Origin of the sequence: Pantoea sp. GM_Pan_4, from assembly GCF_026541005.1 — a bacterium.
Classification (GTDB): Bacteria; Pseudomonadota; Gammaproteobacteria; order Enterobacterales; family Enterobacteriaceae; genus Pantoea; species Pantoea dispersa.
In genome coordinates, this window is the sequence record NZ_JALNUZ010000003.1 from 17,837 (window position 1) to 29,788 (window position 11,952).

Sequence of the window (11,952 nt, forward strand, 5' to 3'; positions counted from 1 at the left end):
GTGTCGTCCTTATGCCGCCGAAGTCTGTTTTTCGTAGAGAAAATGCAGCACTTTCTGGCGCAGCTGGTGATAACGCACGTCATCCGCCAGCGCCACGCGTGAACGCGGCCGGACCAGGTCGATCGTCAGGATATCGCCCACCTGCGCCGCCGGACCGTTGGTCATCATCAGTACCCGATCGGACAGCAACACGGCTTCATCCACATCATGGGTAATCAGGACGATGGTGGTGTTCAGCGCCTGCTGGATGCGCATGACGCTGTCCTGCAGATGCGCGCGCGTTAAGGCATCCAGCGCACCGAAGGGTTCGTCGAGCAGCAGCACGCGAGGTTTCATTGCCAGCGCGCGGGCGATACCGACACGCTGCTTCATGCCGCCGGAGATCTCGCCGGGGCGTTTATGCATGGCATGACTCATTTGCACCTGGTTCAGGTTGTGCTCGATCCAGTCACGCATTTCCGCCTTGTTCATCTTGCCTTTAAACACCTGCTCTACCGCCAGCTCAACGTTCTGATACGCCGTCAGCCAGGGCAACAGCGAGTGGTTTTGAAACACAACGGCGCGCTCAGGGCCGGGGCCGGTGACTTCGCGGTTATCGCATAACAGGACGCCGCTGGTAGGTCGGGTTAAACCGGCGATCAGGTTGAGCAGCGTGGATTTACCACAGCCGGAGTGGCCGATCAGGCTCAGGGTTTCCCCCTGATGAATATCAAAGCTGACATTATCGAGCGCCAGAAAATCGCCGCCGGAAGTGGTAAAACGCTGGCTGACCTGCTGTACACGAATGATAGGTTGCATAGTGTTCCCCTTATTTATCCCAGCTAAAGCGACGCGCCAGCAGCATCAGTCCCTGCTCCAGTAGCAGGCCGACGACGCCAATCAGCAAAATGGCAATCAGGATGTTTTCAACATTGAGGTTGTTCCACTCGTTCCAGATCCAGAAGCCGATCCCCAGGCCTCCCGTCAGCATTTCGGCAGCCACGATCACCAGCCAGGCGATACCAATCGACAGGCGGACCCCGGTCAGCACCGCAGGCAGAACGGCGGGAAACAGGATGCGGCGCAGGATGGTCCATTCCGACAGTTGCAGCACGCGCGCCACATTGAGGTAATCCTGTGGAATGCGCTGTACACCTTCGGCGGTATTAATAATCATCGGCCAGATAGAACAGATAAAAATGGTCCAGCTGGAGGCCGGTTCGGCGCGCTGGAACAGCAGCAGGCCGATAGGCAGCCAGGCCAGCGGGCTGACCGGACGCAGTAGCGCGATAACCGGATTGAACATGCGTGCCACAAAGGCAAAACGCCCCAGCAGAAAGCCTGCGGGAATCCCCACCAGCGCGGCCAGGCCAAAGCCGATAGCGACGCGCTGCAGCGAGGCCAGCACATTCCAGCCGATGCCCTGATCGTTAGGGCCGTTGTTATAGAACGGATCGGCGAACAGGATTTTCGCCGCTTCCCAGGTAGCGTACGGGCCGGGAAAGCCTTTGCTGGAAAGGGCCGCGATCTGCCAGATTAGAAGCAGAAGCATCACACCACACAGCGCGGGAATGGCACGCTGCAAAAACGGACGCAGGCGCGCAGGAGAGCGCATCTTTTTTGGCGTGACCTGAAGGGGCACCACCGTGGCCCGGGTGGGCAGCGTCTCAGGCTGCGTCAGGGAGCGAGTCTGGCTTTTCATCACGACCTCTCTTTGTGGTTAATGGCAAAGCTGGCGGCGTAAACGGCAGGATTCGTGCCATCCCATACTTTGCCGTCCATCAGGGTGCTGCTGCGCATCTCATTGCCGGGCAACGTAATGTTGCCGACAGCGCTCGCTGCCTGTTTGTAGATATCAATTCGGTTGATCTGCTTTGCGACGGCCAGATAGTCCGGATCCTCGGTCAGCATTCCCCAGCGCTTAAGCTGGGTGAGGAACCACATGCCATCGGACAGATACGGGAAACTAACGCTGCCGTCATGGAAGAAGCGCATCGCATGCGGGTCCTGCCATTTCTGTCCCAGCCCGTTTTCGTACTGGCCGAGCATGCGGCCTTGCAGAATCTCAGGTTTGGTGTTGATCCAGGCGCGCCCGGCCAGCACCTGCGCCGTTTCGCGGCGGTTATCATCGGAGGCATCGATCCAGCGTGCCGCCTCCAGGACAGCCGCCGTCAGCGCGCGCGCCGTATTGGGGTTTTCTTTCACCCACGCGGCGCGAGTGCCGAGAATTTTTTCGGGGTGATCGGGCCAAATCTGCTGGCTGGTAGCGACGGTAAAACCAATATCCTCACTGATGGCGCGCTGATTCCACGGCTCGCCCACACAGAAGCCGCTCATATTGCCAATCTTCATATTCATCACCATCTGCGGCGGCGGCACGACGACAGTGCGCACGTCATCAAAGGGATTGATACCGGCATTCGCCAGCCAGTAGTACAGCCACATCGCGTGGGTACTGGTCGGAAAGGTATGCGCAAAAGTGAGACTGCCTTTGGCCTGGCTGTCGATGGTCTTTTTCAGGCTGGCGGCATCGGTGACTTTTTGCGCTTTAAGCTGGTTCGACAGGGAGATTGCCTGGCCATTGTTATTGAGCGTCATCAGGTTCGCCATCGCATGCTGAGGACCGGCAACGCCCAGTTGCAGGCCATAGATCATGCTGTACAGGACGTGTGCTGCATCGAGCTCACCGGAGATCAGTTTGTCGCGGACGGCTGCCCAACTGGCTTCTTTACTGGGCTGTAGCGTCAGACCATATTTTTTGTCGAAGCCTTTCACCGAGGCCATGACGACCGGCGCACAGTCGGTCAGTGGAATAAATCCCACCCGCACGGTGGCTTTTTCTGGCGCATCGGAACCCGCCGCCCATACGGCGTTGCGCAATCCCGGCAACAGCCACAGCCCGCCAGCGGCGGCGCTGGATAACAGCAGTTGACGTCGAGACAGTGAAACTGGCGATTTGCTCATTTTTTGCCACCCTCAGGAAATAAAAAAAGGCGTCCTCTCCACTGCTTTCACAGGGAGATGGACGCCTTTATCCAAAAGCACTCGCTTTACCGCCGTTGGCAAAGCTAATGCATACACTTAATAGGGTAAAGCAAACTGCATGCCAGCTTTGAAACGGCCCTGCGCGTGGCGATCAGGGCTTTCCCCGGGCTGGTTTTTTAACCGATTTTGCACGTTTTTGACGCAGAATACGCACAAGCATTGTGCAGCTAACGCTTTAGAGTTATCTCTTCATTGTGGCTGCCACCGTGACGATCGCCTGGGCGATTTCCGGTAGCCGTTTATTCTGATCCATCGCGCTTTTACGCAGCCGTTGCCAGGCGTGCTCTTCACTCAGCCCATGCTGCTGCATCAGCCAGGTTTTGGCCTGGTCGAGCAGTTTGCGCTCTTCCAGCGTGGCGCGCAGGGTGGCCAGCTCATTGGCCTGATGCTGTAAACGCTGAGACTGCTCCGTGATCAACGACAGCAGTGAACGACCCAGCTGGGGTGCCAGCCCGTCGCTGTTCAGCGCACCGGACTCGGTGGGCAGCCAGTCCACCCCGGAGACATATAATGTAAAATCGCAGCCCGACTGCGCCACATGCAGAGGTTCAGCTGCCTGATGCTGTGCCAGTGCGATCGCCTCGCGGCAGCGCAACATCAGCGTGGCTGACAGCCGATCCTCCAGCAATTTCATTTGGTCGATGCGCTGTGACAGCAGCGAAAACCAGTGCAGCGCGCCACTGTCGTCCCGCCGACCGTCGGTACAGGCAATGCGTCGCAGTCGTTCAATTTCACGACTGGCCTGCGCCAGCGGCTGCCAGTGGTGTAAAACCGCCTCATCGGCAAACTGCTGGAAGGTCGAAAAGCTTTGTTCCTGTGCTTCAATTAAGGCCACCATGGCGCTGCGCTGCTCCGCGCTGAATTGTCCGGCAGCAAAGCCGGCCGCTCCCAGGGCGCGTTCCTGTCCCGTCAGCTCTTTGCCCTGCATAAAGCTGAACAGCGCAATGAGCGCGCGGGTAATGTCAGGATGGCTGGCGGTGTCGGCGGCCTCAAAAACCAGGTTCAGTAAGCTACGGATAATGGTACTGAACGCCGCAACGGCCTGCGCGTGCGCGATCTGCTGTTGCGTAATCTGCTGGCGCAACGCCGGTAATCCGGCCAGGGCCTGCAGCGCGGCGGCGATCAGGTTGCAGAAGCGGCTGTATCCCGGCTGGGCTTCAACCCTGGGTAAGGCCTGGCAAAAATCCCGTTGGCAGCGCGTCACATCCTGCTCACTGGCGAGCCGTTGCTCGCCGTAAAGCCTGCCTTCTGAACATATCCACAGATTGCTCGCCCCCCGCTCGCGCTGAAGCTGATGCACCAGCTCGCTGACGGTGGTAATGAGTTTGCCGGTCTGGCGAAGGCGTTGCAGGCTGGCAATATCGCTTTGCCTTGAGGCCTGTAACCAACTCAGTGCGTCATCCATTGCTCCCCCACCCTTTGATGCCAAAAAGTGAGTCAAGCAAAAGCCGTGCCGTTTTCGTATCACCTCATTTCTCTTCACGAGAATCGCAGCGGCTGCCCGGTCATAAAAATCTTTCTATGACCAAAAAGTATCCCGGTCCGCGTGGAGACGAGAACGTAGTGGTCTAAACAATGTATTTGATTTTCTGACAAATTCCGCAAATTTACGAACAGGCGAAAATCTGAACTTGCAAATCATGCCGTTGTGGATATGCTATATACATAGCATATACGTTTCATATAAAGGCCAGCTATGGGTATCGTCAAAATTTCGGATTTAATGCATGAGAACCTGCGCATCGCCAGCACGGCGCTCAGTCGTTCGATCAACGCGCAGGCGGAGCACTGGATGAAAATCGGCATGCTGGCCGAACTTTATCCGCAGCTCAGCCATCAGGAACTGACGCGTCTGCTGATGCGGGTCGAACGTGATGGCGGCGCTGAACTGGCGCAGCTGCTTGACCAACCTTCCTTTATTCCGCAGGGAATCGCGCAATGAGTATCAAACTGCATACCGCTGAAGAGATTGAACGGGCGCGCGCCGCCGGTCACGCCGCCGCCAAAGTCCTGAAGATGATCGCGCCCTGGGTGAAACCCGGCGTTACCACCGATGAACTGGATCGCCGCTGTCATGACTATATTGTCAATGAGCTAAAGGTCATTCCGGCTAACATTGGCTATCAGGGTTACACCCGTACCGTTTGCACCTCGGTCAATCACGTGGTGTGCCACGGTATTCCGGGCGAGAAAAAGCTCAAAGACGGTGACATCGTCAATATCGACGTGGCGGTCATCAAAGACGGCTGGTACGGCGACACCAGCCGCATGTATTTCGTTGGTCAGCCGTCGGTACGCGCTAAGCGCCTGGTTGACGTGACGTATGAATCAATGGTGGCAGGCATTCGGATGGTGAAACCCGGTGCAACGCTGGGCGATATCGGTGCGGCTATTCAGCAGGTCGCTGAAAAGGCCGGTTTTTCCGTGGTACGCGAGTATTGCGGTCACGGCGTCGGCGAGATCTACCACGGCGATCCGCAAATTCTGCATTACGGTACGCCCGGCCAGGGGCTGGCACTGCAGGCTGGCATGATTTTTACCATTGAGCCCATGATTAACGCCGGCAAAGCGGGCACCAGCGTGCTGTCTGATGGCTGGACGGTGGTGACCAAAGATCGCTCCCTGTCCGCGCAGTGGGAGCACACTGTAGCCGTCACGGATACCGGCTTCGACCTGCTCACACCCTGGCCGGAGGGTACCGGTGATTACGCCGCGATCGTTTAACGCCTGCCAATCGTCCAATCTGTGATCTCTATTGTAGTACAATCAAAATAGATTGTACTACACTGCTAACTCATGACGATTTATATCGCTCATGTGCAACATCACTATCGGCATAGTTAATGCTGCCGCGTGGCCGAAATAAAATGATTTTTATTTTTCGGCTGCACTTCATTTATTGCTTAGCAAGCGAAACAGATCATTCATGACATCGCTGCCCTTGCGCCCGTCTGCCGGCGCGGAGTGGCGTAATGCTGCGTGACGAGGTGGATATGATAAGTTCCGATGTTTCTGGTTCTACGTTGAGTCAATTAAATAAGCGCATCATCCCGTTTATCGTGATCTGTTATTTTGTCGCTAATCTCGATAAAACCAATATCTCTATCGCTGCGCTGCAAATGAATGCCGACCTCGGGCTTACCACCAGCATGTACGGCCTCGGTGTCGGCATGTTCTATATTTCCTACATTCTTTTCGAAATTCCCAGCAATGTCATTATGACCAAAGTCGGCGCCCGGCGCTGGATAGCGCGCATTATGATTACCTGGGGCATTGTCAGTACCGGCATGGCGCTGGTTCATAGCGCCAATCAGTTATATGTGATGCGTTTCTTACTCGGTATGGCCGAAGCCGGTTTTGCGCCGGGTATTATCTATTATATTTCCTGCTGGTTCCCTAAAAGTAACCGCGCACGGGCAATGTCTTTCTTTTATATGGGATCGGTAGGCGCGTCGATTATTGGTCTGCCCATTTCCGGTGCCATTCTCAATATGCATGGCATTGCCGATATCGCAGGCTGGCGCTGGCTTTTTGCGCTGGAAGGCATTCCTGCAGTGGTGCTTGGTTGTCTGGTGCTGTGGCGCTTACCCGATAAGCCCGACGATGCTGTCTGGTTAACTACACCGCAAAAACACTGGCTGCGTCAGCGCCTCGAACAGGACAATCTGGGTGTTACCCTGAATAAGAACCACTCCTGGCTGCAGGCATTAAAAGATCGCACGGTGTTATTGCTCAGTCTGGTGTGGTTCTTACAGGCGTTTGGCTCGATCGGTATTACGTTGTTTATGCCGTTGATTATTAAAAGCATGGCCGCAGAGCAGAGCAATTTTATTATCAGCCTGTTATCCGCCCTGCCCTTTGTGATGGCCTGCGTATTTATGTATTTAAACGGACGCCATTCCGATCGCAGCGGTGAACGTGCCTGGCATATGGGCTTGCCATTAATTTTATCGGGCCTGGCATTAACCGGCGCGATTTATTCGGGCAGCCTGCTGCTGGCTTATATTTTGCTGGTCTTCACCGTCGGGCTTAACTTTGCCCTGACGCCAATATTCTGGGCAGTGACCACAGAAAAATTAGCTGGCGTAGCCGCTGCGGCATCGATTGCCTTTATCAATACGGTGGCAAACTTTGTCGGACTGGGTTTACCGCCGCTGCTGGGAAAAATGAAAGATGCGACGCAAAGTTATCACTCAGGATTGCTGATTGTGGCGATGGCGCTAATTGCCGGCGGTATTCTCGGTATTATTATCGCCCGTCCATCGGGCGGTGCCGGTGCCAGCAAAACCCGCGCGCCGCATGCCGAAACAGGGCACTGAACGTGATTACGGCCCGCCAGCGGGCCTGACACTGGCCATCGCCTCGATCACCTCAGTCATACGCTGAATCACCATCTGCGCCGCCCGCGATAGCTGGCGCGACGGCGCAGTACACAGCGCCAGGGTCAGCGGTCGCATCACGCTGTGCCTGAGCGGTACGAAGCAGAGCTGGTTCTCCTGCACCTCGGTCATCACGTCCAGCAGGCTCAGCACGCTGATGCCGGTGCCCTGCGCGATCAGGCTGCGAATCAGGCGGATGTCGTTACAGGCGATAATGTTTTCCGGCGCCAGGCCCTGCTTGCGGTACAGCGCATCGACACGTTCGTGGACCACCAGCGCGGCGCCAGGCACAATGTGCCGCTCATGACTGAGTTCGCTGAGCGACAGCAGCGGCCTCGTGCTAAGCGGATGGTCGGCGGCCATCACCACGCCCATCTCCAGTTCGGCAAACGCCAGCACTTCAAGTCCGCTCTGCCCGGCGGGATCGAGAATCAGGCCAAAATCGATTTCCGACTGGCGAATCATCTGGCTGATGCGGTGGCTGTTGTCCACCGTCAGCTCCAGCCGCAGCCACTGATGCTGGCGTGCGATATCGGCAATGGCGTCTGCCACGCTGCCTTTGGTCAGCGACTGCACCAGCCCGGCCGTGACGTTACCGCGCTTGAGTCCCTGTATATCATCGAAACGCTGCCGCGTGACGCGAAACTCACGCTGCCAGCGCATCACATCGTCATACAGCAATTCTCCGGCGGTGGTCATGCGCAGCCCTTCCGGCAAACGCTCAAACAGCGGCGTACCAAAACTCTCTTCCGCCTGCAGAATCTGCCGGTTAATGGCAGAAGCGGAAACGTGCAGTTGCTCAGCGGCTTTGCGCAAACTGCCGCTGCGCGCCACTTCGGCAAAATAGACGGCAAAGCGGGAAAACGGGCTCATTGCTCACCTGTACGGTTTTTTGCAACACCTGGCTGCATTCTTGCTGATGGATTTGCACAGGCAAGCATATTAACAATGTCCTGACAAAAATGAAGCCTTCTATTTCGCCTTGTGTGAGCACCTGACAGGACAACAGCATGAATAACATTACGCCTCCCGCACACTGCACGTTTGAACCTGATGACTGGCTGCGTCTGGCGCGACAGTGGCATCCGGTTGCCCGTTCCTGTGATATCGCCGGCGCACCGACCAAAGCGGTGCTGCTTGACGAGCAGCTGGTGCTGTATCGTCTGCAGGGTCAGGTGGTAGCGGCACGCGACGTTTGCCCGCATCGTGGCGTCCCGCTGACGCTGGGTTTTCATGATGAAGAGGGTATCGTCTGCCCTTATCACGGCTTGCGCTTCGGTGCCGGTGGACGCTGCAATCGCATCCCGTCCAGCCCCGATCAGCCGATTCCGGCCAAACTCAATCTGATCAGCTATGCGGTGGAAGAGCGCTTTGGTCTGATTTGGGTGTGCCTCGCACCGGATGCTGACCAGCCCGCGCCGCTGCCCACCATGCCGCACTGGGATGATGCCGGTTTTCAACAGATCAACTGCCCCGGTTTTGACGTCAACGGCTTTGCCGGACGCCAGGTGGAAGGTTTTCTGGATGTGGCGCACTTCGCCTGGGTGCACACCGAAACCTTCGCCGATCCCAACAACCAGCTGGTGCCTGCCTATAACCCGGTCGAAACCGAGACCGGTTTTGCCGTGGATTACTGGAGTTCAGTGAGTAACTTTGCCGCTGACAGTCCGCAGCAGGCGCCGGAAGGATTTAGCTGGCTGCGTCATTTCGAGATGCATCTGCCGTTTACCGCTACGCTGACCATTCATTTCCCCGGCGAATCGCGCCTGGTGATCATGAACGCCGCGTCGCCGGTGTCGGCGCGCAAAACGCGCATGTTTGCGCCCATCGCGCGTAATTTTGACCTGCACATCCCGGTCGAAGAGGTGCACGCCTTCAATCAGCGCGTATTCGAAGAAGACCGCCTGATGGTGGAAACCCAGCAGCCGGAGCGTTTGCCGCTCGACCTGGCTCTGGAAGCGCATATTCCGGCCGATCGCAGCTCCATTGCTTATCGTCGCGGCCTGAAGCGCATGGGCTTCGGCGAATTTTTCCTGGTGTAAGGAGGCAACGATGAGTGATCTGCTGAATGTGGTGGTGGATGGCCTGTATCGTCAGGGCCGTCACAATCTCAGCGTCACGCTGGTGGCGGAAAATGGCCAGCCGCTGCCGGACTGGCAACCGGGTGCGCACATTGATGTCCACCTGCGTGATGGTCTGATACGTCAGTACTCACTGACCGGACGCTGCGATGACGTGCGCGGCTATCAAATCTGTATTGCCCGCGACGGGCAATCACGCGGGGGCTCGCGCTACGTGCACGACACGCTGCGCCCCGGCCAGACGATTGCGATTTCGCCACCGCGCAACCTGTTTCCTCTGCAACCGGCCGCTAAAGTCATTTTGCTGGCGGCCGGAATTGGCATTACGCCGCTATACGCCATGGCGCTGGCGCTGGAGGCCGCCGCCGTGCCTTTTGTGCTGCATTACTTTGTCCGCCAGCGCGGTGATGAAGCTTTTGCCGCCGAACTGGCGCAGCGTTTTCAGCATGGATTTTGTGAAATCTGGTACAGCAGCGAAGGCCGCAGCGCCCGTGATTATCCACCGGCGGAACTGCTTGATGCTGCCGCCGACACGCATCTGTACCTGTGCGGGCCGGAAGGGTTTATGACGCACATGCAGCAGCAGGCGCTGGCGCGCGGCTGGGACAGCACCAATATTCACGCTGAAGCGTTCAAACCTGCCGCCCGCACGGCTGGCGCGGAAGAGGGCTTTACCGTGACGCTGGCACGCAGTGGGCAGCAATGCACCATTCCACCTGACAAAACCATTGCCACGGTACTGCTGGAGCATGGCGTCGACGTTCCGCTCTCCTGCGAGATGGGCATGTGCGGCGCCTGCCTGACGCGGGTCACCGCCGGAGAGATCGATCATCGCGATACCGTGCAGTCTGACAACGAAAAAAGCGCCCCGGAGCAGTACATCGCCTTGTGCTGCTCGCGCAGCAAATCGGCGGAACTGGTGATTGATCTCTAGGGCGCGCGGCAAAATGACTTAATCCGTGCCGGAAAGCTCAGGTTCCGTGCGCAGCACAATGGCTTCTTCTGCCGCCTGTGGCAACAGCTGCAGCAGCCTGCTGGCCATCTGGCTTTCCTGCTGCAGGATGCGCCGCACGAGCCTGACATCCTCCCCCTCTTCCGCCTGCTCTGCGGCCACCAGCAACGTTGAGTAGGTGGCGATTTTATAGTTACAGAACACGTAGCTGCTGACGGCCACACGGATGCCCTCTTCATCCTGCAGCATGTCGCTGGCGGCCTGACCGACCGCCGACATCCGGCCTAACGACTCCTTCAGCACCGACCAGCTGCTGTCATACTGGCGCAGCAGCGTTTTCACCTGCTGCTGCTGTTCACGACTTTGCTCAAGATACTGCTCAAGGCGCGTCTGCAACGCGGGATGCTCCGTCAGGCGTAACACCGCCGCTTTCAACAAGCTTTCCGCGTGTTTTTCCATAGCATGCGCATCGCGCAGCCAGTCCAGATACACAGATTCCTTCGTCATGGTTTGCTCCAAAGTGAATGACACGGGCGATCTACCTCAACGGCGTCAGAGACGGATCCCTGATCGGGCAGCACGCTTTGACCTCATCGCTTTCAGGCTGGTTATCTGAAAAATAAGCGAAGCGCTAATTAAGTCCAGGCGAACAACTTAATTAAACGTAGCAAGCAAGCCGGGCTGTGCAAGAAAGGTTTTTAAGAAATGCGACAGCGGTTAATTGTCATAACGTCATCAATTCACATTAGCGCCGCTAAAAGAACGCTTCCCTTTATGAAAGTAAAATGTTAACAATTCCCCCCAAATGATTTGCCGGAATAAATCAGCTGAAATTGACTCATCGTTAAACAACCAACGTGCTGTAAATTAAAAGTTAAGATTATTCCTGGCTTGATTATGGTAAAAACATCGCTACATTTATTTTTGCTTCATGCGGGTATGAACAGAGAGGAAAAAATGAAGGATCCAAAGAAGAAACCTGAAGAGGAAGAAAAAGTGACGCAACGTCGTGGGGGTTCAGGCAACTTCGCCGCCGATAAGGAGCGCGCGGCTGAAGCAGGCCGCAAAGGCGGTCAGGTCAGTGGTGGTAACTTCAAAAATGACCCACAGCGCGCCATTGAAGCCGGCAGGAAGGGAGGAAAGATCAGTCGTCGTAAATAACTACTCCCCATCTTTGTATTGATTTAACCTCGATAACTTTTTGCACTGTGCTCTCCTGACATCGCGTTTACGCTTCGCTTAAACGCACGTCTAACCTTGTCAGGAGAGTAATTTTCCCATCCGAAAACAATTAATCGATCAAATCTTCAGCGATCCTGCGTTATTTACCGCTTCGCTTATCAGCGACCGCTTTTCAGTTTATTTATCCCAAAATTAAATCATTGATTATCTAACTATCAGCTTCAGGCACCCTATATTTGTACAAGCCACGCAGAGTTGTACACTTTTATTTAATCTGCGTTAATTACCCGGGCTGATATATATACACAAGCTTACAATTGGCTAACTCCGCAAT

The 11,952-nt window shown here is 56.1% G+C and carries 12 protein-coding genes; 6 read left to right on the plus strand and 6 right to left on the minus strand.

The genetic code is table 11. From position 1 onward, the window contains the following. Positions 1-9 precede the first annotated feature (9 nt). The 4 genes from OXR61_RS08855 to OXR61_RS08870 form a co-directional block, all read right to left on the minus strand. Positions 10-798, minus strand: a complete 789-nt coding sequence (locus OXR61_RS08855) for an ABC transporter ATP-binding protein (protein ID WP_021508711.1) — start codon at positions 796-798, stop codon at positions 10-12. Between the two features lie 10 nt (positions 799-808). Next, positions 809-1,681, minus strand: coding sequence for a nitrate ABC transporter permease (gene ntrB / locus OXR61_RS08860; RefSeq protein WP_021508712.1), 873 nt, complete (start codon positions 1,679-1,681; stop codon positions 809-811). Continuing rightward, a complete protein-coding gene (locus tag OXR61_RS08865) occupies positions 1,681-2,943 on the minus strand; it encodes a CmpA/NrtA family ABC transporter substrate-binding protein (protein WP_021508713.1) in 1,263 nt (420 codons plus the stop codon). Before OXR61_RS08865 ends, ntrB begins: the two co-directional genes overlap by 1 nt. Positions 2,944-3,205: 262 nt before the next feature. Then, the gene (locus tag OXR61_RS08870; protein ID WP_021508714.1) at positions 3,206-4,429 is read right to left on the minus strand and encodes a nitrate regulatory protein; all 1,224 of its coding nucleotides are present in this window, start codon (positions 4,427-4,429) and stop codon (positions 3,206-3,208) included. Positions 4,430-4,720: 291 nt separating this feature from the next. Between OXR61_RS08870 and OXR61_RS08875 the strand changes: the two genes are divergently transcribed. The 3 genes from OXR61_RS08875 to OXR61_RS08885 all read left to right on the plus strand — a co-directional run bounded on the left by OXR61_RS08875 (position 4,721) and on the right by OXR61_RS08885 (position 7,343). After that, positions 4,721-4,966 (plus strand): ParD-like family protein, encoded by a 246-nt coding sequence (locus OXR61_RS08875; RefSeq protein ID WP_010615787.1) that lies wholly within the window; start codon positions 4,721-4,723, stop codon positions 4,964-4,966. Further along, the gene (gene map / locus OXR61_RS08880) at positions 4,963-5,748 is read left to right on the plus strand and encodes a type I methionyl aminopeptidase (protein WP_021508715.1); all 786 of its coding nucleotides are present in this window, start codon (positions 4,963-4,965) and stop codon (positions 5,746-5,748) included. The genes OXR61_RS08875 and map overlap by 4 nt, the downstream gene beginning before the upstream one ends. A gap of 272 nt (positions 5,749-6,020) precedes the next feature. Beyond that, positions 6,021-7,343 carry an MFS transporter gene (locus OXR61_RS08885; protein WP_040679836.1) on the plus strand — a complete coding sequence of 441 codons (1,323 nt, stop codon included), beginning with the start codon at positions 6,021-6,023 and terminating at the stop codon, positions 7,341-7,343. A 6-nt stretch (positions 7,344-7,349) separates the two neighbouring features. Here the strand turns inward: OXR61_RS08885 and OXR61_RS08890 are convergent, their stop codons facing one another. Next, positions 7,350-8,276, minus strand: a complete 927-nt coding sequence (locus OXR61_RS08890) for a LysR family transcriptional regulator (RefSeq protein WP_021508717.1) — start codon at positions 8,274-8,276, stop codon at positions 7,350-7,352. A gap of 137 nt (positions 8,277-8,413) precedes the next feature. Here OXR61_RS08890 and hpxD point away from each other — a divergent pair, with 137 nt between their 5' ends. Next, complete coding sequence (gene hpxD, locus OXR61_RS08895; protein WP_021508718.1) at positions 8,414-9,445, plus strand: molybdenum cofactor-independent xanthine hydroxylase subunit HpxD; 1,032 nt, start codon at positions 8,414-8,416, stop codon at positions 9,443-9,445. A 10-nt stretch (positions 9,446-9,455) separates the two neighbouring features. After that, positions 9,456-10,418, plus strand: a complete 963-nt coding sequence (locus OXR61_RS08900) for a PDR/VanB family oxidoreductase (protein WP_021508719.1) — start codon at positions 9,456-9,458, stop codon at positions 10,416-10,418. Between the two features lie 18 nt (positions 10,419-10,436). Here OXR61_RS08900 and OXR61_RS08905 read toward each other — a convergent pair whose 3' ends face one another. Continuing rightward, on the minus strand, positions 10,437-10,943 hold the full coding sequence (locus OXR61_RS08905; RefSeq protein ID WP_031279933.1) for a DUF892 family protein: 507 nt from the start codon (positions 10,941-10,943) through the stop codon (positions 10,437-10,439). Positions 10,944-11,432: 489 nt separating this feature from the next. Here OXR61_RS08905 and OXR61_RS08910 point away from each other — a divergent pair, with 489 nt between their 5' ends. After that, positions 11,433-11,597, plus strand: coding sequence for a general stress protein (locus OXR61_RS08910; RefSeq protein WP_010615780.1), 165 nt, complete (start codon positions 11,433-11,435; stop codon positions 11,595-11,597). Positions 11,598-11,952: the final 355 nt, after the last annotated feature.